This window comes from Pseudomonas sp. Pseusp16 (assembly GCF_047324915.1).
Taxonomy (GTDB): domain Bacteria; phylum Pseudomonadota; class Gammaproteobacteria; order Pseudomonadales; family Pseudomonadaceae; genus Aquipseudomonas; species Aquipseudomonas fluorescens_CD.
In genome coordinates, this window is sequence record NZ_CP168522.1 from 3,377,987 (window position 1) to 3,400,820 (window position 22,834).

General features: G+C 61.0%; 25 protein-coding genes. 2 read left to right on the forward strand and 23 right to left on the reverse strand.

The window, feature by feature from the left end:
- Window positions 1-1,097 precede the first annotated feature (1,097 nt).
- From ACEN8Q_RS15325 to ccmA, 10 genes are all read right to left on the reverse strand, one after another.
- On the reverse strand, window positions 1,098-1,505 hold the full coding sequence (locus ACEN8Q_RS15325) for a hypothetical protein (protein ID WP_008020322.1): 408 nt from the start codon (window positions 1,503-1,505) through the stop codon (window positions 1,098-1,100).
- Window positions 1,506-1,520: 15 nt separating this feature from the next.
- Entirely contained in the window at window positions 1,521-2,723 is a 1,203-nt protein-coding gene (ccmI, locus tag ACEN8Q_RS15330; RefSeq protein ID WP_413428166.1) for a c-type cytochrome biogenesis protein CcmI, read from the reverse strand.
- A complete protein-coding gene (locus tag ACEN8Q_RS15335; protein WP_413428165.1) occupies window positions 2,716-3,189 on the reverse strand; it encodes a cytochrome c-type biogenesis protein in 474 nt (157 codons plus the stop codon). Before ACEN8Q_RS15335 ends, ccmI begins: the two co-directional genes overlap by 8 nt.
- Complete coding sequence (locus ACEN8Q_RS15340) at window positions 3,186-3,722, reverse strand: DsbE family thiol:disulfide interchange protein (RefSeq protein ID WP_413428164.1); 537 nt, start codon at window positions 3,720-3,722, stop codon at window positions 3,186-3,188. Before ACEN8Q_RS15340 ends, ACEN8Q_RS15335 begins: the two co-directional genes overlap by 4 nt.
- Entirely contained in the window at window positions 3,719-5,707 is a 1,989-nt protein-coding gene (locus ACEN8Q_RS15345; protein ID WP_413705433.1) for a heme lyase CcmF/NrfE family subunit, read from the reverse strand. The genes ACEN8Q_RS15340 and ACEN8Q_RS15345 overlap by 4 nt, the downstream gene beginning before the upstream one ends.
- A gap of 3 nt (window positions 5,708-5,710) precedes the next feature.
- Window positions 5,711-6,166: a cytochrome c maturation protein CcmE gene (ccmE, locus tag ACEN8Q_RS15350; RefSeq protein WP_008020317.1), complete on the reverse strand. Its 456-nt coding sequence runs from the start codon at window positions 6,164-6,166 to the stop codon at window positions 5,711-5,713.
- Complete coding sequence (gene ccmD / locus ACEN8Q_RS15355) at window positions 6,163-6,339, reverse strand: heme exporter protein CcmD (protein ID WP_007980758.1); 177 nt, start codon at window positions 6,337-6,339, stop codon at window positions 6,163-6,165. The genes ccmE and ccmD overlap by 4 nt, the downstream gene beginning before the upstream one ends.
- Window positions 6,336-7,091 (reverse strand): heme ABC transporter permease, encoded by a 756-nt coding sequence (locus tag ACEN8Q_RS15360; RefSeq protein ID WP_007980756.1) that lies wholly within the window; start codon window positions 7,089-7,091, stop codon window positions 6,336-6,338. The genes ccmD and ACEN8Q_RS15360 overlap by 4 nt, the downstream gene beginning before the upstream one ends.
- 73 nt (window positions 7,092-7,164) lie before the next feature.
- Window positions 7,165-7,833 (reverse strand): heme exporter protein CcmB, encoded by a 669-nt coding sequence (ccmB, locus tag ACEN8Q_RS15365; RefSeq protein WP_007980754.1) that lies wholly within the window; start codon window positions 7,831-7,833, stop codon window positions 7,165-7,167.
- Window positions 7,830-8,465: a cytochrome c biogenesis heme-transporting ATPase CcmA gene (gene ccmA / locus ACEN8Q_RS15370; protein WP_085716985.1), complete on the reverse strand. Its 636-nt coding sequence runs from the start codon at window positions 8,463-8,465 to the stop codon at window positions 7,830-7,832. Before ccmA ends, ccmB begins: the two co-directional genes overlap by 4 nt.
- A gap of 199 nt (window positions 8,466-8,664) precedes the next feature.
- Between ccmA and ACEN8Q_RS15375 the strand changes: the two genes are divergently transcribed.
- Window positions 8,665-10,242: a flagellar hook-length control protein FliK gene (locus tag ACEN8Q_RS15375; RefSeq protein ID WP_413428161.1), complete on the forward strand. Its 1,578-nt coding sequence runs from the start codon at window positions 8,665-8,667 to the stop codon at window positions 10,240-10,242.
- A complete protein-coding gene (locus ACEN8Q_RS15380) occupies window positions 10,239-10,568 on the forward strand; it encodes an EscU/YscU/HrcU family type III secretion system export apparatus switch protein (protein ID WP_413428160.1) in 330 nt (109 codons plus the stop codon). The genes ACEN8Q_RS15375 and ACEN8Q_RS15380 overlap by 4 nt, the downstream gene beginning before the upstream one ends.
- A gap of 286 nt (window positions 10,569-10,854) precedes the next feature.
- Here the strand turns inward: ACEN8Q_RS15380 and ACEN8Q_RS15385 are convergent, their stop codons facing one another.
- The 13 genes from ACEN8Q_RS15385 to fleN form a co-directional block, all read right to left on the reverse strand.
- Window positions 10,855-11,376 carry a hypothetical protein gene (locus ACEN8Q_RS15385; RefSeq protein ID WP_413428159.1) on the reverse strand — a complete coding sequence of 174 codons (522 nt, stop codon included), beginning with the start codon at window positions 11,374-11,376 and terminating at the stop codon, window positions 10,855-10,857.
- A gap of 445 nt (window positions 11,377-11,821) precedes the next feature.
- Window positions 11,822-12,214 carry a DUF2802 domain-containing protein gene (locus ACEN8Q_RS15390; RefSeq protein ID WP_413428158.1) on the reverse strand — a complete coding sequence of 131 codons (393 nt, stop codon included), beginning with the start codon at window positions 12,212-12,214 and terminating at the stop codon, window positions 11,822-11,824.
- Window positions 12,215-12,700: a chemotaxis protein CheW gene (locus tag ACEN8Q_RS15395; RefSeq protein WP_007980742.1), complete on the reverse strand. Its 486-nt coding sequence runs from the start codon at window positions 12,698-12,700 to the stop codon at window positions 12,215-12,217. It abuts the gene before it with no gap.
- A 73-nt stretch (window positions 12,701-12,773) separates the two neighbouring features.
- Entirely contained in the window at window positions 12,774-13,715 is a 942-nt protein-coding gene (locus tag ACEN8Q_RS15400; protein ID WP_413428157.1) for a chemotaxis protein CheW, read from the reverse strand.
- 126 nt (window positions 13,716-13,841) lie between these two features.
- Window positions 13,842-14,630, reverse strand: a complete 789-nt coding sequence (locus ACEN8Q_RS15405; protein WP_008000390.1) for a ParA family protein — start codon at window positions 14,628-14,630, stop codon at window positions 13,842-13,844.
- A 43-nt stretch (window positions 14,631-14,673) separates the two neighbouring features.
- Window positions 14,674-15,564: a flagellar motor protein MotD gene (gene motD / locus ACEN8Q_RS15410; protein ID WP_413428156.1), complete on the reverse strand. Its 891-nt coding sequence runs from the start codon at window positions 15,562-15,564 to the stop codon at window positions 14,674-14,676.
- Between the two features lie 15 nt (window positions 15,565-15,579).
- Window positions 15,580-16,320 carry a flagellar motor protein gene (locus ACEN8Q_RS15415; protein WP_413428155.1) on the reverse strand — a complete coding sequence of 247 codons (741 nt, stop codon included), beginning with the start codon at window positions 16,318-16,320 and terminating at the stop codon, window positions 15,580-15,582.
- A complete protein-coding gene (locus tag ACEN8Q_RS15420; protein WP_413428154.1) occupies window positions 16,320-17,450 on the reverse strand; it encodes a protein-glutamate methylesterase/protein-glutamine glutaminase in 1,131 nt (376 codons plus the stop codon). Before ACEN8Q_RS15420 ends, ACEN8Q_RS15415 begins: the two co-directional genes overlap by 1 nt.
- A 48-nt stretch (window positions 17,451-17,498) precedes the next feature.
- The gene (locus ACEN8Q_RS15425) at window positions 17,499-19,760 is read right to left on the reverse strand and encodes a chemotaxis protein CheA (protein ID WP_413705434.1); all 2,262 of its coding nucleotides are present in this window, start codon (window positions 19,758-19,760) and stop codon (window positions 17,499-17,501) included.
- 51 nt (window positions 19,761-19,811) lie between these two features.
- A complete protein-coding gene (locus tag ACEN8Q_RS15430) occupies window positions 19,812-20,600 on the reverse strand; it encodes a protein phosphatase CheZ (RefSeq protein ID WP_413425175.1) in 789 nt (262 codons plus the stop codon).
- Window positions 20,601-20,621: 21 nt separating this feature from the next.
- Window positions 20,622-20,993, reverse strand: coding sequence for a chemotaxis response regulator CheY (locus tag ACEN8Q_RS15435; protein WP_003183998.1), 372 nt, complete (start codon window positions 20,991-20,993; stop codon window positions 20,622-20,624).
- Between the two features lie 167 nt (window positions 20,994-21,160).
- The gene (gene fliA, locus ACEN8Q_RS15440) at window positions 21,161-21,901 is read right to left on the reverse strand and encodes an RNA polymerase sigma factor FliA (protein WP_007894214.1); all 741 of its coding nucleotides are present in this window, start codon (window positions 21,899-21,901) and stop codon (window positions 21,161-21,163) included.
- Complete coding sequence (gene fleN / locus ACEN8Q_RS15445) at window positions 21,898-22,728, reverse strand: flagellar synthesis regulator FleN (RefSeq protein WP_008001746.1); 831 nt, start codon at window positions 22,726-22,728, stop codon at window positions 21,898-21,900. The genes fliA and fleN overlap by 4 nt, the downstream gene beginning before the upstream one ends.
- Window positions 22,729-22,834 lie beyond the last annotated feature (106 nt).

Here is a 22,834-nt window from a genome sequence, read left to right on the forward strand (position 1 = left end):
CACCGGTTGCACCAGCGGGTTCTCCACTTGATCACGGTATAAGCTGAGGGTGTCCTCGCAGCGCAGGTCAATCTCGCGTCAGGGGTGTTGGGCGACGTGTTTTTTTTACCGGTGTACATATCCGTTATTTAGGTAACGGCCACTAACGGTTCCGCTTTTACAGCGGGTTACTTGGAAGAGCCCCAAGTAACCAAGGGCTCTTGCCCCTGACGTTCGGTGCCTCGCCAAGGCTCGGCATTCCCTCGCTCCGGTCCTGCTCCGTGGGCCCGCCGCGATCGGCCATCCCTGGCCGTACGCGGCTAACCCGGCATCCATGCCGGGTTGCCCACTGCGCAGAACCTGCGCTCGGCCTCTCGAGGGGGCAAGAAGATCAAAAGCCAAAGCAAAAACAAAAGCAGAAGCGAGGCGGTCTGCTCGCCGGCCTGATCGCGAGCAGGCTCGTTCCCACCGTGGTTCAGGAGGCGTAAACGGACCTTGGCCCGGCACCAGTCAACTGTGGGAGCGGGCTTGCTCGCGAAGGCGGTGTGACAATCGACATCTTCTTCTCTGACCCACCGCATTCGCGAGCAAGCCCGCTCCCACAGAAGAGCAAGAGCAGAGCAGAGCAGAGCAGAGCAGAGCAGAGCAGAGCAAAAGCAGACCGGCGTACCCCACGCTCCTCACCACTCAACAGGCCGAGCGTTAGCTCGCCTGCCGCTTTTGATCTTGATCCACCCGCCCCCTCGGCAGGCTGAGCGGAGGTGTTCATCCGGGGATGGGCGCGAAGCGCCGTGCGGCGAAGCCGCACACATTGCAGGGAGGTGCAGCGAAGCAAACCGTAGGGCAATGCCCCCGGATGAATGCCGGAGCGAAGGAACCCCGAGCCTAAGCGAGGGGCCGTACGTAAGGGGCGAGACTTTTTGGTTCCTTTTGTGTCGTTTGACAAAAGGGACCCGCCGTAAGGGCGGAACCATAAGCCGCCGTTACCCAAAAAACGGATATGTACTCCGTCAGGCCGCCTTCGCGAGCAAGCCCGCTCCCACAGAGTTCAGCAGTGAACCGCCAATCACATTCCAGAGCAGGCACAAAAAAGGCGACCCGAAAGCCGCCTTGATGCGTTACTGCCCGAATTGCCGCCCCAGCCCACCCGGTACACCGTGAATATCAGTCTCCTCCCACGGCCCCTTCGGACTGATCGACCGGCTCCAGCCATTATCCCAGCGATAGTAGGTACGCTGGCGATAGAAAGTATTGGGCTGGTCATCCAGCACATACACCCCAAGCTTCGGATCCCAATGGCTGTTGCCCCCCGGTGGTGGCGCGAAGCTGGCCGAGGTACGTGGCAACGGCTTGGAGGGTTTGGCCGGGATGCTCGGCTTGCTCGGTACGGGCGACGTCGAAGGCGTGGGGCTGGGCTGCGACGGCGGGATCGGCGGTGGTGCCTCATGCTCCGCTGGTCGCTGGACCGCACAAGCGCTTAACCCCATAACGACGCTGAGCAGGGTGATACGAGCGAATGCGGTCATGATTGCGTTTTCCTGTTATTTGTCCGGGCTGTCGATGGTCAGTGTTTGCGGCGCGGTGGTGCTGCTGGCCAGAGGCTGGCTGCGACCGATCCATTCGCCAGCGGTAGGTTTGCCGGCACGGGAAATACGCGCAACCAGTTGGACTTCAGGGAAGTTCGACAGTTTCAATTGCGGCATCATCGCGTCGGCATCACCCAGTTCGACAGTCACCGGCAGGTCGGCCACGGTCATGCGCTTGACCGCCAGCGGGGCCGGAGGACCGGAGATCGCACGGGCGAAGATGAACACGCTGTCGCCAGGCTGGACCTTGGTCTTGAGGTCCGCTGCCAGATCGACGCTGACCTTGAGCAAAGCCGAGGCCTTGGCTGCCGGTGCTTGCGCAACCTTGCCGCCACTGGCCACCAGCTTCTCCGTGGCCCGGACAATCCCGCCTTGTAACGCCTCGCGGGATTTGTCGTCCGGCGGCAACTGCGCCAGCAGGCGATTCCAGTAATCAATGGCGTCCTGATAGCGCTCGCCTTCAAACGCGGCGATGCCGAGCAGACCGAGGCTGGTGACCTCCTTCGGATCAGCCTTGAGCGCTTCGTCGGTCAGGGCCTGGACCTTGTCCGACCACTTTTTGCCATCGGCGAAGTACTGGGCCTGGGCCCATTGACCGAGCAACTCGGGCTGACGCCCGGCCAGGTTCACCGTGCGCTCGAACATTTTCGCCGCATCCGCCGGGCGATCCTGAGCCATGTAGGTACGACCGAGGAAGTACGTGCCTTCAGCGGAATCCGGTTGAGCGGCGACCGCACGCTCCAGGCGCTGGGTCATCTCCTCCATCGTCTTGGGTGCCTGGGAGAATTCGCGGGTCAGTTCGACCTTGTCGCTGGCACCGTAATGCATATACAGCCCCAGACCCAGCACCGGCACCAGAATGGCCGCCAGCAACGGCAAGGGTTTGCCCAAGCGCGATACCTGCGGCGTTTCGACGCCTTCGGTGTCCGCCAGCAACTCACGGGCGGCTTCGGCGCGACCGGCATCCATTTGCGCCGCATCGAGCACGCCCTCTTCCTGCTGAGTCTGCAACTCAGCCACGCGTTCCTGATAAAGCGCCACGTTCAGGGCGGTACGATCCTCTTCACGCTGGGCGCGACGGCTGCGCAGCACCGGGATCAACAGAAAACTCAGGGCAACCAGAAGCAGCAGACCTGCAGCGAGCCAGAAATCAATCATTCTTGGTTTTATCCAACAGGTGGTCGAGGCGCGAGCGCTCCTCGGCAGAAAGCGAGCCCGGGGTGTCGGCACGTTGCACGCGACGACGGCGGACGATCACCGCGATGATCACCACACCGCCGAGCAACAAGCCGGCGGGGCCGAACCAGAGCAAGGCGGTCTTGGCATTCAGGGCCGGTTTGTAGCGGACGAAATCACCGTAGCGGTCGACCATGAAGTCGATGATCTGCTGGTTGTCCTTGCCCTCGCCGAGCATGCGGAAAATCTCTTTGCGCAGGTCGGCGGCAATGGGGGCGTTGGAATCGGCGATGTCCTGATTCTGGCACTTGGGGCAACGCAGCTCTTTGGTCAGCTCGCGAAAACGCTCACGATCGCCTTCGTTGGCGAACTCGTAGGTGTCGATGGCCGCGTGGGCCACGCCCGCCATGCTCAGGCCCAGAACGGCGGCAGCGATCCAGCGCTTCATGGCTTGGCCTCGTCGACCAGCGCCTGGTACTTGGCCGCCAGTTTTTCGCGCCAGACCTGCTCGTCGATCACACCGACGAACTTGTCACGGATGACGCCCCTGGCGTCGATGAAGAAGGTTTCCGGCGCGCCGTATACACCGAGGTTCAGGCCCAGCGAGCCTTGGTCGTCACGGATATCCAGTGCATACGGGTTATGAAAATCCGTCAGCCACTTCAAGGCATCGGCGTTGATGTCCTTGTAGTTGATGCCGTAGATCACCACGCCCTGTTGGGCCAGCTTGTTCAACACCGGGTGTTCGACCCGGCAGGAAATGCACCAGGTGCCCCAGACGTTGACCAGCGCCGGTTTGCCGAGGATGTCAGCGCGGGTCAGGCTCTTGTCGCCCTGCACCGCCGGCAGGGAAAACTCCGGGAACGGCTTGTTGATCATGGCCGAAGGCAACTCGGCCGGATCCAGGTACAACCCACGGTAAAGAAACACGGCAACCACCAGAAAAATCGCCAGTGGCAACAACATCAACCAACGCTTCATGCAGTGGCTCCAGACATGCCCAGTGCTTCGCGCACGCGGCTTTTTACCTTGACCCGATAACGCCGATCCAGCGCAGCCAGCAACCCGCCGAAACCGGTCAGCAAACCACCGAACCAGATCCAGCGCACGAACGGCTTGACGTGCACGCGCACAGCCCAGGCACCGTTACCCAGCGGCTCACCGAGGGCGACGTAGAGGTCGCGGGTGAACCCGGCGTCGATCCCGGCTTCGGTCATCACCGAGTTCTGCACGGTGTACAGGCGTTTTTCCGGATGCAGCACGCTGACTTCCTTGCCGTTGCGGATCACCCGGACGGTGCCCTTGTCGGAAGTGAAGTTCGGGCCTTCGAAGTGTTTGGCGCCTTCGAAGATGAAGTGATAACCCGCCAAGTCCATGGACTCGCCCGGCGCCAGGCGCAGGTCACGCTCGGCACTGTTCTGGCTCGACAGCACGACACCGAGCGCACATACGGCAATGCCCAGGTGCGCGATCTGCATGCCCCAGTAGCTGCGGGTCAGGGTTGGCAGGCCTTTGATCAGGCCCTTGTGCCGGGTCTTGTCGAAGATGTCACGCACGCCGGCCAGCAACACCCAGGCGGCGAGCATGAAGGTGGCGAGCACTGCCCAGTTGAAATCGCCGTACGCGACGCCGGCCACCACGGCCATGGCAGCGCTGCCCAACAACACCGGCGTCAGCATGCTCACCAGCCATTTCACCGGGGTGTCCTTCCAGCGCACGATCACGCCGACCGCCATCACCACCATCAGCAGCGCCATCAACGGAATGAACAGCGCGTTGAAGTACGGCGGGCCGACCGACAGCTTGGCGCCAGTCATGGCGTCCAGAATCAACGGGTACAAGGTGCCGAGCAGAATCATCGATGCCGCCACCACCAGCACCAGGTTGTTGCCCAGCAACAGCGTTTCCCGGGACCAGAGGTTGAAGCCCACCTGGCTCTTGACCACCGGCGCGCGCAGGGCGAACAGCGTCAATGAACCACCGACCACGAACAGCAGGAAAATCAGGATGAACACCCCGCGTTCCGGATCGGACGCAAAGGCGTGCACCGACGTCAGCACGCCGGAGCGCACAAGGAAAGTACCCAACAGGCTCAGCGAAAACGCAGCGATGGCCAGCAACACGGTCCAGCTCTTGAACACGCCACGTTTTTCCGTGACCGCCAACGAGTGAATCAGTGCGGTGCCCACCAGCCATGGCATGAACGAGGCGTTTTCCACCGGGTCCCAGAACCACCAGCCGCCCCAGCCGAGTTCGTAGTACGCCCACCACGAACCCAAGGTAATACCGATGCCGAGGAACGCCCAGGCCACGATGGTCCACGGACGCGACCAGCGCGCCCACGCCGCATCCAGGCGACCGCCCATCAGCGCGGCGATGGCGAAGGCGAAGGCCACCGAGAAGCCGACGTAGCCCATGTACAGCATCGGCGGATGCACGATCAGGCCGATGTCCTGCAGCAACGGGTTGAGGTCGGCACCGTCGCCGGGCACTTGCGGCAGGATGCGCTTGAACGGGTTGGAGGTCATGATCAGGAACAGCAGGAAACCGGTGCTGATCATGCCCATCACCGCCAGCACGCGGGCCAGCATGACCTGCGGCAACTGCCGGGAAAACACCGACACCGCGAAGGTCCAGCCGCCGAGAATCAAGGCCCACAACAGCAAGGAGCCTTCGTGGGCGCCCCACACGGCACTGAACTTGTAGTACCACGGCAACGCGCTGTTGGAGTTGTTGGCCACATAGGCCACGGAGAAGTCATCGACCATGAAGGCGTAGGTCAGGCAGCCGAAGGCAAACACCAGAAAGGTGAACTGCCCCCACGCGGCCGGCTGGGCCAGGCTCATCCACAGGCGATCATTGCGCCACGCACCGAGCAGCGGTACCACGGCCTGGGCCAGGGCGAAGCACAGGGCCAGGATCATCGCCAGATGACCCAGTTCGGGAATAAAGATGCCGGATGTCATGGATCAACCCTCCTTCGCGGGCGTTGGAGCCGATTGACCGCTGTCTTTCAATGCCTTGGTCACTTCCGGCGGCATGTACTTCTCGTCGTGCTTGGCCAGCACTTCATCGGCCACCACCACGCCATCGGCATTGAGCTTGCCCAGGGCGACGATGCCCTGCCCTTCGCGGAACAGGTCCGGAAGGATGCCACGATAAGTGATGGTCACGGATTTGTTGAAGTCGGTGACGACGAACTTCACGTCCAGGGAATCGCTGGAACGCTCCAGCGAACCCTTCTCGACCATGCCGCCGGCGCGAATTCGTGTGTCCAGCGGGGCTTCGCCGTTGGCGATCTGGGTCGGTGTGTAAAACAGATTGATGTTCTGCTGCAGGGCGCTCAGGGCCAGGCCGACGGCAGCGCCGACCCCGACCAGGATCGCGAGAATGATGATAAGACGCTTTTTGCGCAGCGGATTCACTTGCCGTTCTCCCGGCGCAAACGACGCGCCTCTTGTTGCAGATACCGCTTGCGGGCCAGGATCGGCGCCGCCACGTTGAGGGCCAGCACCGCCAGGCAGATGCCATAGGCTGACCAGACATACAGGCCATGATGGCCCATGGCGATGAAGTCGCCGAATGAAGCAAAACTCATCGAGCGACCTCCAGGCTGTTTTCCACTTCGGCCTTGACCCAACTGGCCCGGGCTTCGCGCTTGAGTACTTCCAGACGCATGCGCAGCAGCAACACCGCGCCAAAGAAACAATAGAAGCCCAACGCCGTCAGCAGCAATGGCAGCCACATTTCAGCGGGCATCGCCGGTTTTTCGGTGAGGGTGAAGGTCGCGCCCTGGTGCAGGGTATTCCACCACTCCACCGAGTACTTGATGATCGGGATGTTGATCACGCCGACAATCGCCAGCACCGCACAGGCCTTGGCCGCGCTGTCACGATTGCTGATCGCGTTGCCCAGCGCAATGAGACCGAAGTACAGGAACAGCAGGATCAGCATAGACGTGAGTCGTGCATCCCAGACCCACCACGAGCCCCAGGTCGGCTTGCCCCAGATCGCGCCGGTGACCAGCGCCACGGCGGTCATCCATGCGCCGATGGGCGCCGCACATTGCAGGGCGACGTCGGCCAGTTTCATTTTCCACACCAGCCCGACGATGCCGCACACGGCCAGCATCACGTAGATGGACTGCGCCAGCATGGCGGCCGGAACGTGGATATAGATGATGCGAAAGCTGTTGCCCTGCTGATAGTCCGGCGGCGCGAAGGCCAGGCCCCAGACCACGCCAACGCTGATCAGCAGCAACGCCGCGACGCTCAGCCAGGGCAGCATTTTGCCGCTGATGCCGTAAAACCATTTGGGCGAGCCGAGCTTGTGAAACCACGTCCAGTTCATACTGTTTCCATCACGGTTGCTCTTTACTGTGAAGAGCCAGGGTCTTTACTGGTCAAAAAACAACCAGACCTCATTATTCGCCGACGCTGATCTTCAGGCCAGCAGCTATTGCAAAAGGTGTCAGGGTTATCGCCAGGGCGGTCAGACTACCAAGCCACAGCAGATAACCGGTCGCCGGCATGCCCTGCAAGGCCGCCTGCAAGGCGCCACTGCCAAGGATCAATACCGGGATGTACAACGGCAGAATCAGCAGTGCCAGCAACAGGCCACCACGCTTCAACCCTACTGTCAGTGCCGCACCCACCGCACCGAGCAGGCTCAGTACCGGTGTACCGAGCAGCAACGAAAGCAGCAACACTGGCAGACAGGCGGCAGGCAAACCGAGCATCAGTGCCAGCAAAGGTGCGAGCAAAACCAGTGCCAGGCCGGAAAAAGCCCAGTGTGCCAGCACTTTGGCTAAAACCAGAAGAGCCAGGGGGTGCGGCGAAAGGACCCACTGTTCAAGGGATCCGTCTTCGAAATCACTGCGGAAAAGCCCGTCCAGCGAGAGCAGAACCGATAAAAGTGCCGCGACCCAGACCAACCCCGGAGACAAGGTTTGCAACAATTGAGACTCGGGACCGACCGCCAACGGGAACAGGGAAACGACGATGGCGAAAAACACCAGCGGATTCGCCAGCTCCGCGGGACGGCGGAACAGCAGACGGGCCTCACGGGCGACCAACAGGCCAAAAACACTCATACGGCCCAATTCCCCAGATCGATGTCGCGATAAGCGGCCGGCATCCGGCTCAGCGTGTGGTGGGTGGTCAACACCACCATGCCGCCACGTTCGCAGTGAGCGGCCAGGTGTTCTTCGAGTTGCGCCACGCCTTGCTTGTCGAGGGCGGTGAACGGCTCATCGAGAATCCACAGCGGCGGGCTGTCCAGATACAAACGCGCCAATGCGACGCGACGCCGCTGGCCAGCGGACAGGGTATGGCAGGGAACATCTTCGAAACCGCGCAATCCGACCGCCGCCAGAGCTTGCCAGATCGCTTCATGGGAGGCCGGTTGATGCAGGGCGCAGAGCCAGCTCAGGTTCTCCTCCGGTGTCAGCAAATCCTTGATTCCCGCCGCATGGCCGATCCACAGCAGGTTGCGCGCCAGCTCAGTGCGCTGCTCATCGAGGGGCTTGCCGTTGAGCAACACTTGACCGGCGGTCGGGTGCATCAGCCCCGAGAGCAGGCGCAGCAGGCTGGTCTTGCCACTGCCGTTGGGGCCACTGATTTGCACCATTTCGCCACTGGCCAGTCTCAAATCGAGATTTTCGAAGAGCAGCCGAAGGTCTCGCTCACAGGCAAGGGCAACGGTTTGCAGGACTGGACTGGTCAAGGGTTCACGGGCCTTATACGGTTCAAGTCGGCACTGGCGCGGCCGTTAAAGAGATGCAGCATAGATGCAATGACGTCTTGTTCTAGAGAGCTGCGTCAAACAATTGCAAAATTTTCGCCATTTTTGGATACAACGGCGCGGCATTATACATGCCAGACCTTACTCTAAAGAGTGCATTTTCCTCAGGTTGTGACCTCGTATGACAGGCGAAATGAACATCCTCCCGCTGGCGCAAACCGTCCCGGTGACTTCACGTGCGCAGGTGGTCAGCGGTGAGTTGCTCAAGTTGCTGACGCCGGTGGAGGGCCTGATCAGCGTCGGTCAAACCGCCCAGGCCGAAGTGTTGTCGCTCAAGCAGGCGGATCAGACTTTCCAGATGCTGCTCAAGGTCACCCTCGACAACGGCCGCCAGACCACGGTCCAGACCACCGGCAATCAACCGCTGGCCCAGGGCACCACGCTGGTCGTCAGCCAACCCTCGGCCGGCAATCTGGCCGTGACGGTGCAACAGGCCATTGCCTCCAGCGTCGCCACCCTCACCCGCCTCGACACCGCGCAACTGCCCGTTGGTACCCTGCTGCAGGGCAAGGTATTGACCTCGCAAGTGCTGCCGCAGGTGCCCGGCCAGCCGTTGGTGTTTCGCTCGATGGTGAGCCTGCTCAATACCGCACTGAGCGGCAGCACCCTGAACATCGACAGTCCGCAGCCCTTGCGCATCGGCACCTTGTTGAGCGCGCAGGTGCAGGACGCCCGGACCGTGAAGTTCGTGCCACTGAGCAGCCGCCAGGAACAACTGGCGGTGACCCGGCAACTGGTCGACCAGCAAAGCCGCCAGGGCTCGCTGGACGGCTTGCTCAAGCTCCTGCAGAACTTGCCGGCCTCGGACCAGACCTCCGTTGAATTGCGCAGCGCCGCTACCCGGCTGCTCGCCGGCCTGCCGGATGTCCAGCAATTGAGCACCCCCAAGGGCCTGGCTCAGGCTTTGGCCAGCAGCGGCGTGTTTCTCGAAAGCAAACTGCTGACCGGGCAAAACCCGACACTCGCACCGGACATGAAAGGCGACCTGCTCAAACTGGTTGCGCAGTTGAGCCAGGGGTTGCCGGCCAACACCAGCCTCGGCGCGATCATCGCCGCCAATACCCTGGCCCAGGCCATGCCGAATTTTGTCCGCAATGCCCTGGGCATGCTCGGTCAGGTCAGCGCCAAACCGCCGCCAACCGGTTTCCCGCTGCCCGAACGCCTGTTACAAAGCGCCGATGGTGAAAACGACGACCTCGAACACCTGCTGCGCCTGGCCGCTGCGGCAGTATCGCGCCTGCAAAGCCATCAGCTGTCGAGCCTGGAACAAACCGGCGTCACCGCCGACGGCCGCCTGATGAGCACCTGGCAGCTGGAAATCCCGATGCGCAACATGCAGGACATCGTGCCGCTGCAGGTCAAAATCCAGCGTGAAGACGCGCCCGAAAAAGAACAGCCTAAGGAACGTCGCGAAGAACGCGAACCCAAACAACAGCTGTGGCGTGTGGAGTTGGCCTTCGCCATGGAGCCTTTGGGGCCGCTGCAAATTCAGGCGCAACTGATCAAAGGCACCCTCTCCAGCCAGCTCTGGGCAGAGCGGCCTTACACCGCCAGCCTGATCGAAAGCAATCTGAGCGGGCTGCGTGACCGCTTGCTGTCCGCCGGCCTGAACGTCGGCGACCTGGATTGCCACCTCGGCACACCGCCCCAAGGCCCGCAAACCCGCCTCGAACAACGCTGGGTGGATGACACCGCATGAACAACCCCAACACCCCACGCCAGGCCATCGCCCTCAAATACGACGGCACCCACGCCCCCACCCTCACCGCCAAGGGTGACGAAGAACTGGCCGAAGAAATCCTGCGCATCGCCCGCGACTGCGAAGTGCCGATCTACGAAAACGCCGAACTGGTGAGACTGCTGGCGCGCATGGAGCTGGGGGACAGCATTCCGCAGGAGCTCTATCTGACGATTGCCGAGATCATTGCATTTGCGTGGAATCTGAAGGGGAAATTTCCGGCGGGGATGGATCAGGAAGCGCTGCTGGCCGAGAAGGACATTACTGAACGCGGGGATGATTACTGAGGATTCGAGGATGCCATTTCATATTCCATGTCCGGCATAAAAACACTGTAGGAGCGAGCTTGCTCGCGATGGAAGCATGAGCGCCGCGTTTCTCCAGGGAGCCCGCGTCATCGTTGACGTCCATCGCGAGCAAGCTCGCTCCTACAGGTGAATACATGCTCCGTGTTCGACATGGAACCACTGTAGGAGCGAGCTTGCTCGCGATGGAGGCATGAGCGCCGCGTTTCTCCAGGAAGCCCGCGTCATCGTTAACGTCCATCGCGAGCAGGCTCGCTCCTACAGGCTTCTAGCCGCTTTTGCGCACTCTCTTCATCGATGTCTGCGCGACGCTTTCAAATTTGAAAAAACGCAAAAGCTTGAGACTGCGACCAATAATCAATCCATTGATAAAGCCAGCCCCCAGTGCCGACCATGCCGTCATCGGCAATTCATTGGCCATTTCCGGATACATCGCTGCCTGATAGCCAAGGTAGTAACGCCATGCAAAGAAGCCCCAATACACCATCAGCACCTTGACTGTACCGCCCAACTCCAACGTTTCTCCCACGCACTTCACATTCGTGTACGAGTAAAAACGCAATGCGAGTAACGATCCAGCCAATAGCCCGAGTACGTAGGCCGAGAGGGGAATGACTACACCTTGGGAGAGATTCAGCGAAGCCAGAGACAGGATCACGAATATCACCGGAGTGATCTGCAATGACCTTTTCGACACGTGATTCTTGAAACAGGCAATGACACCGTAATAAGTCAGGATCAGAAAAACCGCATAAACCCACAGCGGTGTACCACGCAAAATGTCGATCATAAGCCTCCCTGGCACTGCATATTTTGAACAAGATGATCAAACTACTGATGGCAGGTTGCAATTACAAGGCGGCGGGATCTGAGAAGGCTATAGGCAGGAGACTACGACGGCGTAATACCTGTCTGGGGATGAAGGGGGATGCGTCGGATCGCGGGGATGATAGCGGCGCATTCGCAGGCGCCTTCGCGAGCAGGCTCGCTCCCACAGGTGATCTCAGGTGAACACCTGTTCTGTGTTCGACATAGAACCACTGTAGGAGCGAGCTTGCTCGCGATGGGGGTATGAGCGCCGGGTTTCTCCAGGAAACCCGCGTCATCGTTAACGACCATCGCGAGCAAGCTCGCTCCTACAGGCGATCTTCAGTGAACACATCTTTTGTGTCCGACATAGAACGACTGTGGGAGCGAGCCTGTTCGCGAAAGCCATTTCAGCGAGTTCGCAAAACTCAGTTCTTGTGCAACTTGCTCATCAACTCCGCCTCAGCCTGGGTCAAGCCGCAGGACTGGGTCAGTTCGTCGACGCTGGCGCCCATGCCGACCAGTCGCGCAGCCTGGGCAAACGACAGGCTCGAAGGATCACGCTGTTCCAGCTGGGCGAGTTTGTCCGGCAGTGGCGCGACTATCGCGCGTAGCTCATGCAGGTCTTCACCCATGCGCACATTGCCGTTCTGGTAGTCGTCGACGCGTTTGCCCAGGTCCTTGATGCGCTGATCGCGCAGCGCATCACCTTGGGTCTGTTGCGCGGCGATCTGCTTTTGACCGCGGATGTATGCCAGGAACATTGCCAGCGTGCCTGCCCAGAACAGGAACAGGACAATGACCGCAACCTCGAGAATCAATCAGATACTCTCCAGTTCCGACCATTCTTCTTCGCTCATCATCTTGTCGAGCTCGACAAGGATCAGCAGTTCGTTGTTCTTGTTGCACACGCCTTGAATGAACTTGGCGGACTCTTCGTTACCCACGTTCGGCGCGGTTTCGATTTCCGACTGACGCAGGTAAACCACTTCGGCCACGCTGTCGACCATGATCCCGACCACTTGCTTGTCGGCTTCGATGATGACGATACGGGTGTTGTCGCTGATCTCGGCATTCATCAGGCCGAAGCGCTGACGGGTGTCGATCACGGTGACGACGTTGCCGCGCAGGTTGATGATGCCCAGCACGTAGCTCGGGGCGCCCGGGACCGGGGCGATTTCGGTGTAACGCAGGACTTCCTGAACGCGCATCACGTTGATGCCGTAGGTCTCGTTGTCCAGCTTGAAGGTGACCCATTGCAGGATCGGATCTTCGGAACCTTTTGCCGCCGTCGCCTTGTCATTCATACCCTGTCCCCTCAAGAAACCGCCCTGGCGGTGTGTGTTTCGTGCAACGCCATCGAGTGGCGTCGCCTGTTGTTTATTTAATGTTTGTCGGTGTGTGGTTCGGCTTGCTGCCGGACATGTGCTTTGCCCCGCCACTGGCGATCAACTCGGCCAGGGAGGCAACATCGAGCAAGGCGCACATGTGTTCGATCACCGTGCCGGCGAGCCATGGCCGCTGACCTCGATGACTTCTCCATTTGATTTCATTCGGGTCCAGACGCAACGAGCGGCTGACCTGATGCACGGCCAGGCCCCATTCGTAGCCCTGGACCGAAATCACGTATTGCAGGCCTTGCTTGAAATCGTCGCGGTAACGGTCGGGCATGACCCAACGCGCGGTATCGAGCACCTTGAGGTTGCCGGCCTGGCTGGGCAGGATGCCAAGGAACCATTCCGGCTGGCCGAACAACGGTGTCAACTCGTGACCGGCCAGGGAGTAAATCGACCCAAGGCACACCAGCGGCACCGCCAGGGTCAAGCCGGCGACATCGAACAGCAGGCATTCGAACGGTTCGGCGGCCCAGGACGGACGACCATCGGTGTCCACCGGTGGCGGCGTATTGCTCGGCGGCAGATGAACTTCAACGACGGGCGCCACCAGCGCTTGATGCACTTCGACAACCACTGGCTCCGGTGCTGGCTGCACCTCTGCGGCCGGCGGCACCAACGCCTGGAGCAACGGTGCGATGGTCGATACCGGCGCCATGATTGGTGCCGGGGCTTCGATCACGGGAGCCTTGAATGCTGGCGCTACCGATGCCTGCACCGGAGCGGCCGTGACAGCTGTTGCGGCGTCGCGGGCCTGCTCTTCAAGCACTGCGGCCTGGAACTCGTCCAGCACCGCTTCGGCCGCTATAGCCTCGGCCACTGCCTCTATGGGCAGCGTGAATTCTTCGGTCACTTCCTGCAGCAAGCTATCCAGGTACGACTGCAAAGCCAGTTGCGGCCGCGACGTGGTCTTCAACGGCCGGTTCATTGGCACGCACCTGTAGGAGCGAGCTTGCTCGCGATGGAGGTGTGAGCGCCGCGTATCTCCAGGAGGCCCGCGTTATCGTTGTCGTCCATCGCGAGCAAGCTCGCTCCTACAGGGGCTGGATTCATCTCAGGCCACCTGCGGAACAAGTTGTGCCGCCAGCAGATGCTTGAGCAACGCGCGGTAAGCGAGAACGCCACGGCTCTTGCCGTCGAACTGCGAAGGGGTCAGTCCGGCACGGCTGGCATCGCGCAGGCGCGTGTCCACCGGGATATAGCCCTGCCAGATTTCGTCGGGGAATTTGTCGCGTAGTACGCGCAACGTGCCGAGGGACGCCTGGGTGCGCCGGTCGAACAGCGTCGGCACGATGGTAAACGGCAGCGCCTGTTTGCGAGAGCGGTTGATCATCGCCAGGGTGTTGACCATGCGCTCAAGGCCTTTGACCGCCAGGTGTTCGGTCTGCACCGGGATCACCAGTTGCTGGCTCGCCGCCAAGGCATTGACCATCAGCACGCCGAGCAATGGCGGGCTGTCGATCACGGCGTAATCGAAGTCCTGCCACAGTTGCGCCAGGCTCTTGGCAATCACCAGGCCTAAGCCGCTCTGCCCCGGCGACTGGCGCTCAAGGGTGGCCAGTGCGGTGCTGGAGGGCAACAGGGAGATGCGTTCGTCACTGGTCGACAACAGCAGTTGACCCGGCAGGCCTTGCGGCACGTTGCCCTTGTGCAGGAACAGGTCGTAGCTGCTGTGCTCCAGAGCGTCGGGATCGTAACCGAAGTAGCTGGTCATGGAGCCGTGGGGGTCGAGATCGACCACGACCACGCGCTTGCCCGCCTCCGCCAGTAAACCGGCTAAAGCGATGGAGGAAGTGGTTTTACCGACACCACCCTTTTGATTGGCGACTGCCCAGACTCTCATTCGGATTGTTCCTCCCGGCCGAATGGATCGACCGAGAAATAGCTCAACGTGTTAATGCGGGTGACGGAGAATTGACGGCGCTCTCTCGTACCGGCGACTTGACCGGGGTCGGTGCAGTTTGTGTGCCAGCACGCTTCAATGCGGCATCCGGTTGCGCATGGGCGGTTCCGGTGCCGGTCAGGCTGCGGCGAACATCGAGGTTGCGCGACACCACCAGCACCACCCGACGGTTGCGCGCGCGGCCTTCGGCAGTGGCGTTGTTGGCCACCGGCTGAAACTCGCCATAGCCCACCGAAGCCAGGCGACCGGGGTTCACTCCCTGCATCGCCAGCATGCGCACGATGCTTGCCGAGCGGGCCGAGGACAGCTCCCAGTTGGTCGGATACTGCGCGGTGCGGATCGGTTGATCGTCGGTGAAACCTTCGACATGAATCGGGTTATCGAACGGTTTCAGGATCGCTGCAACCTTGTCGATGATGTTGAACGCGATGTCGCTGGGCATGGCGTCGCCACTGCCGAACAACAGGCTGGAATTGAGCTCGATCTCGACCCACAACTCGTTGCCGCGCACGGTCATCTGGTTGGAGCTGATCAGGTCACCGAACGCCGCGCTGATGTCGTCGGCGATGCTTTTGAGCGGATCGCTGGCGCCGGCAAGACCGGCATCGACCTGGTCACTGTCCTTGACCAGCGGCTTGGCCGGGGTCACGGTCTTCGGCCGCTCGTCACCGATGGGGATCGGCTTGAGCGAACGGTCGGAGTCGGTAAAGACCCCGATCAATGCCTCGGAAATGACCTTGTACTTGCCTTCGTTGATCGATGAGATGGAGTACATCACCACGAAAAAGGCGAACAGCAAGGTGATGAAGTCCGCATAGGAAACCAGCCAACGTTCATGGTTTACATGCTCTTCATGCTGGCGACGACGTGCCATAGTCCTTTACCCCCATCAATCCATGAAGCCTTGAAGCTTCAACTCAATGGAGCGAGGGTTTTCACCTTCGGCGATCGACAGGAGCCCTTCCAGCAACATCTCGCGATAACGCGACTGGCGCAACGCGATGGATTTGAGTTTGGCGGCAATCGGCAACAGCATCAGGTTGGCACTGGCCACGCCGTAGATGGTGGCGACGAAGGCCACGGCGATGCCGTTACCCAGTTGCGATGGATCACCCAGGTTGCCCATGACGTGAATCAGGCCCATCACCGCACCGATGATGCCGATGGTCGGCGCGTAACCGCCCATGCTTTCGAAGACCTTGGCCGCTTCGACATCGCGACTTTCCTGGGTATAGAAGTCCACTTCCAGAATGCTGCGGATCGCTTCCGGCTCGGCGCCGTCGACCAGCAGCTGCAGGCCTTTGCGCGCGTAGTTGTCGGGCTCGGCGTCGGCGATACCTTCCAGGCCGAGCAGGCCTTCCTTGCGGGCGGTCAGGCTCCAGTTCACCACGCGGTCGATGCCACCGGCCAGGTCAACGCGAGGCGGGAACAGGATCCAGGCGAGGATCTGCATGGCGCGCTTGAAGGCGCTCATCGGCGATTGCAGCAGCGCGGCGCCAATGGTGCCACCGAGCACGATCAGTGCTGCCGGGCCGTTGGCCAGGGCGCCCAGATGACCGCCTTCAAGGTAGTTGCCGCCGATGATGGCGACAAAGGCCATGATGATGCCGATCAGGCTTAGGACATCCATCAGATACAGGCCTCGACCAGGTGCTTGCCAATGTCGTCGAGGCTGTACACCGCGTCGGCGAGTTCAGCTTTGACGATGGCCATCGGCATGCCGTAGATCACGCAACTGGCTTCGTCCTGCGCCCAGATCGAACTGCCGCCCTGCTTGAGCAGGCGCGCGCCTTCACGGCCGTCGGCGCCCATGCCGGTCAGGACCACCGCCAGAACTTTGTCGCCGTAGGACTTGGCCGCCGAACCGAACGTGATATCCACGCATGGCTTGTAATTCAGACGCTCGTCGCCCGGGAGGATTTTCACTGCGCCGCGGCCGTCGATCATCATCTGCTTGCCACCCGGCGCCAGCAGTGCCAGGCCCGGACGCAAGATGTCGCCATCCTCGGCTTCCTTGACGCTGATGCGGCAGAGCTTGTCCAGGCGCTCGGCAAAGGCCTTGGTGAAGGCGGCCGGCATGTGTTGAACCAGCACGATCGGGGCCGGGAAACTGGCCGGCAATTGGGTCAAGACCCGTTGCAGGGCTACCGGGCCGCCGGTCGACGTACCGATGGCCACCAGCTTGTAGGGTTTGCGTTTTGGCGCGGGCGACGACGTAGTGGCCGCATGCGTACGCGCCGGGATCGGTGCCGCTGCCGGACGCACGGGCGCGCTGCTGCCATAACTGCCCACGCTGGAAGGCGCAGGCGTCGGGGCTGGCGCAGCGACAGGCGCCGGAGCGCTGTAGGCGCTGACTCGACGATTGCTGCGCGAAATGCTGAGAATCTTCTCGCACAGCAGTTGCTTGACCTTCTCGGGGTTGCGCGAGATGTCCTCGAAATTCTTCGGCAGGAAGTCCACCGCGCCGGCATCCAGCGCATCGAGGGTGACCCGCGCGCCTTCATGGGTCAGCGAGGAAAACATCAGGACCGGGGTCGGGCAGCGTTGCATGATGTGCCGCACGGCGGTGATGCCGTCCATCATCGGCATCTCGTAGTCCATGGTGATCACGTCGGGCTTGAGGGCCAGCGCCTGATCAATCGCCTCTTTGCCGTTGGTCGCCGTGCCGACGACCTGGATATTCGAATCCGCTGAAAGAATTTCCGAGACGCGGCGGCGGAAAAACCCCGAATCGTCCACCACCAGGACTTTGACTGCCATAAACACTCCATTAGATGGAGCGGGGCCAGGCGCCCCGCTCCACCAGAATCAAATACGCCGTGTGGCGTAACGCTTGAGCATGCTCGGAACATCGAGAATCAGCGCGATGCGGCCGTCACCGGTGATGGTGGCGCCGGACATGCCTGCGGTTCCCTGGAGCATTTTGCCCAATGGCTTGATGACCACTTCTTCCTGGCCCACCAGTTGATCGACGACAAAGCCGATCCGCTGCGTGCCCACCGAAAGGATCACCACATGGCCCTCGCGCTGCTCTTCGTGAGCGGCGGAGCTGACCAGCCAGCGTTTGAGATAGAACAATGGCAGCGCCTTGTCCCGCACGATCACCACTTCCTGGCCGTCCACGACGTTGGTGGTCGACAGGTCGAGGTGGAAGATCTCGTTGACGTTCACCAGCGGGAACGCAAACGCCTGGTTGCCGAGCATGACCATCAGCGTCGGCATGATCGCCAGGGTCAGCGGCACCTTGATGACGATCTTCGAACCCTGGCCCTTGGCCGAGTAGATGTTGATCGAACCGTTGAGCTGGGAAATCTTGGTTTTCACCACGTCCATGCCCACGCCACGACCCGATACGTCGGAGATCTCGGTCTTGGTTGAGAACCCCGGGGCGAAGATCAGGTTGTAGCATTCGGTGTCGCTCAGGCGATCGGCCGCATCCTTGTCCATCACGCCGCGCTTGACCGCGATGGAACGCAGGACGTTCGGGTCCATGCCTTTGCCGTCATCGGAGATCGACAGCAGGATGTGATCGCCCTCCTGCTCGGCCGCCAGGATGACTTTGCCGCCACGGGCCTTGCCCGAGGCTTCGCGTTCTTCCGGCGATTCGATGCCGTGGTCGACTGCGTTGCGCACCAAGTGGACCAGCGGGTCGGCCAGGGCCTCGACGAGGTTCTTGTCGAGGTCGGTTTCTTCGCCGACCAGTTCCAGGTTGATCTCTTTCTTGAGCTGGCGAGCCAGGTCGCGAACCAGGCGCGGGAAGCGCCCGAAGACTTTCTTGATCGGTTGCATCCGGGTCTTCATGACCGCGGTTTGCAGGTCGGCCGTGACCACGTCGAGGTTCGACACGGCCTTGGACATGGCTTCGTCGCCGCTGTTGAGGCCCAGGCGGACCAGGCGGTTACGTACCAGCACCAGCTCGCCGACCATGTTCATGATCTCGTCGAGACGCGCGGTATCGACACGTACGGTGGTCTCGGCTTCGCTCGCCGGTTTTTCCGCCGGTGGCGCGGCCGGAGTACGGGCTGCAGCAGGTGCAGCAGCGACCGGGGCCGGCGCTTCGGCTTTCGGCTCGGGTGCCTTGGCCACAGGTTTCGGCGCCGCCGCCTTGGCCACCGGTGCCGCAACGGAAGCGTTCGAACCGTTGGCCGTCGCCGCGCTGCCGACTTCGCTGAACTTGCCTTTGCCATGCAGTTCGTCGAGCAGCGATTCGAATTCGTGATCGGTGATCAGGTCGCTACCGGCCGCCGCCGCGCTTGGCACTGCGGCTGCAGGCACCGAAGCGATGGCCGACTCCAGTGCCTCGACGGCAAAGTTACCCTTGCCATGCAACTGATCGAGCAAGGCCTCGAATTCATCGTCGGTAATGTCGGAGCTGTCGCCGGCCGCTTTCGGGGCCTCTGGCGCGACGGGCGCCGGGACCACCGCATCGACGGCGAACTGGCCCTTGCCGTGCAGTTGATCGAGCAACGACTCGAACTCGGCATCGGTGATTTCATCGCTGGCCGCGGCATCGCCGACCGGCGCAGAAACAGCTGCCGGCGCCACGGCCTGAGCCTTGACGGCATTCAGCGAGTCCAGCAGTTGTTCGAATTCATTGTCGGTGATATCGCCGGAATCAGCTTCAGCCACTGGCGCTTCGACCACGGCGGCGACGGGCGCAGTTACTGCCTCGTCAGCCGATTGCGGCTCGGCCAGACGGGCCAGCGCCGCGAGCAGTTCAGGTGTCGCGGCCGTGATCGGGCCGCGCTCGCGGACTTCGCTGAACATGCTGTTCACCGCGTCCAGCGCTTCGAGAACCACGTCCATCAGTTCCGCATCAACGCGACGCTCACCCTTGCGCAGGATGTCGAACACGTTCTCGGCGATGTGGCAGCACTCCACCAGCTCGTTGAGCTGGAGGAAGCCGGCGCCCCCTTTTACAGTGTGAAAACCGCGAAAAATTGCATTGAGCAAATCCGCATCATCCGGACGGCTTTCCAGCTCGACCAGTTGCTCGGACAGTTGCTCTAGAATCTCGCCGGCCTCAACCAGGAAATCCTGAAGGATCTCTTCATCGGCGCCGAAGCTCATTAAGGGTGTGCTCCTAACAGACAGGTCTAAAAACCTAAAATGCCTAAAATTCTAAAACCCCAGGCTGGATAACAAATCGTCCACATCGTCCTGACCGGACACAACGTCTTCTCTTTTATCGGCATGAATCTGCGGACCTTCACCCTGAGAGAGATGTTTTTGTGGATCTTTTTCAGCAAGCATCGCTTCACGGTCATGTTCGATGCCCGCAAAGCGGTCCACCTGACTGGCCATGAGCACGAGCTTGAGCAGGTTGCTTTCAACTTCGGTGACCAACTGGGTCACGCGCTTGATCACTTGCCCTGTGAGGTCCTGGTAATCCTGGGCGAGCAGGATGTCGTTCAGGTTGCCCGACACCGCGCGATTGTCCGTGCCGCTGCGCGCCAGGAACCCGTCGACCCGCCGGGCCAGTTCACGAAACTCCTGCGCCCCGACTTCGCGACGCATGAAACGCCCCCAGTCCGTGCTCAAGGCCTGGGCTTCATCCGCCAGGCCATTGACCAGTGGCGTGGCACTTTCCACCAGATCCATGGTGCGGTTGGCCGCAGCTTCGGTCAGCTTGACCACATACCCCAGACGCTCGGTGGCATCGGTAATCTGCGACACTTCTTCGGCTTGCGGCATGTGCGGGTCAATCTGGAAATTGACGATCGCGCTATGCAGTTCGCGAGTGAGCTTGCCCACTTCCCGATACAGGCCGCGGTCACGGGTCTGGTTGAGCTCATGGATCAATTGCACCGCGTCGCCGAACTTGCCCTTTTCAAGGCTTGCGACCAATTCGACGGCGTGTTTTTTCAGGGTCGATTCGAAATCGCCCAATGAGGTTTCGTTATTGTCCATAGCTCCCCCGTGGCGCACTCATCAACCGATGCGTTCGAAAATCTTCTCGATTTTTTCTTTCAACGCCTGGGCCGTGAAGGGTTTGACCACATAGCCGTTAACGCCGGCCTGGGCCGCTTCGATGATCTGCTCGCGCTTGGCTTCAGCGGTCACCATCAGCACCGGCAGATGCTTGAGCTTTTCATCGGCACGCACGTGGCGCAGCAGATCGATACCGGTCATGCCAGGCATGTTCCAGTCCGTTACCAGAAAGTCGATGCTTCCGCTGTTGAGCACCGGAATGGCGGTAGTGCCATCGTCGGCCTCGACGGTGTTGGTGAACCCAAGGTCACGCAGCAGGTTCTTGATGATCCGCCGCATCGTTGAGAAGTCATCAACGATGAGGATTTTCATGTTCTTGTCCAATTCGACCTCCAAGCAGTCTTAAACGCGCCCAGCACCTGGACGCGCCATTTCAATCAATCCGGCAAAGCACTCAATGACTGTCTGGAGCACAACAGATCGCGACTGGCGCAGTTCAACACCACACCAGCCTCGTTCGCAGTGTCCCCACACTGCCTTCAGCGCGCTCGCCACTCCCCCAAACGCCCCCGCAAACGGGCCGCGCACTGGCTGTGTAACTGGCTGACCCGCGATTCGCTGACCCCCAGGACCTCACCGATTTCCTTGAGGTTCAACTCTTCGTCGTAGTACAGCGCCAACACCAGTCGCTCACGCTCCGGCAAATTGGCAATCGCATCCGCCAGCGCAGCCTGGAAGCGTTCATCTTCCAGATCGCGTGACGGCTCGAGATGAGCACTCGCGCCATCCTCGTGCAGCCCTTCGTGTTCGCCGTCCTGCAACAGATCGTCGAAACTGAATAACCGGCTGCCCAGGGTGTCGTTCAAAATTCCGTAGTAATCGTCGAGACTCAATTGGAGTTCGGCCGCAACCTCGTGATCTTTAGCGTCACGGCCGGTTTTCGCTTCAATCGAGCGAATCGCGTCGCTGACCATGCGCGTATTGCGGTGAACCGAACGTGGCGCCCAGTCCCCCTTGCGCACTTCATCGAGCATGGCGCCGCGGATTCGAATGCCCGCGTACGTCTCGAAACTGGCGCCTTTGCTGGCGTCGTATTTGGTCGACACTTCAAGCAGGCCGATCATCCCGGCCTGGATCAGGTCTTCGACCTGGACACTGGCCGGCAAGCGCGCCAGCAGGTGGTAAGCAATGCGTTTAACCAGCGGCGCGTAACGCTCGATCAGCTCGTACTGCGCATCACGCGCCGATTTCTTGTAGAGGTTGTAACCGCTTGCTGTCATAACACGGGTCCTGCTGTTTGCTGCACGAGGCGCTCGACGAAAAACTCCAGGTGCCCGCGCGGGTTGGCAGGCAGCGGCCAGGTATCGACTTTCTGCGCGATGGCCTTGAACGCCAGCGAGCACTTGGAACGCGGGAAAGCCTCGTAGACGGCGCGCTGTTTCTGCACAGCCTTGCGCACGCTTTCGTCGTAGGGCACAGCGCCGACGTATTGCAGGGCGACGTCGAGGAAGCGATCCGTGACCTTGGTCAACTTGGCGAACAGGTTGCGCCCTTCCTGCGGGCTCTGGGCCATGTTGGCAAGGACGCGGAAGCGGTTCATGCCGTAGTCGCGATTGAGCAACTTGATCAAGGCGTAGGCATCGGTAATCGAGGTCGGCTCGTCACACACCACCAGCAGCACTTCCTGGGCTGCGCGAACGAAACTGACTACCGAGTCACCTATGCCCGCAGCGGTGTCGATCACCAATACGTCGAGGTTGTCACCGATATCACTGAAGGCCTGGATCAGGCCGGCGTGTTGCGCAGGACTCAGATGCACCATGCTCTGAGTGCCGGATGCGGCCGGAACGATACGGATGCCGCCTGGTCCCTGCAGCAGTACGTCGCGCAGTTCGCAGCGGCCCTCGATCACGTCGGCCAGGGTACGTTTGGGTGTCAGGCCCAGCAGAACGTCGACGTTCGCCAGTCCCAGGTCGGCGTCCAACAGCATGACGCGCCGGCCAAGCTCAGCCAGAGCCAGGGACAAGTTCACTGACACATTAGTTTTCCCGACGCCACCTTTGCCGCCGGTCACCGCAATCACCTGTACGGGATGCATGCTGCCCATGTTATTTCTTTACCTTGTCTTGCATAGACGGAGGCCACATTACTGGCTGCGCGTTCGCAATCGGAACAATGCATGGCAGACCATCGATGTAGGTACAAAAACTGTT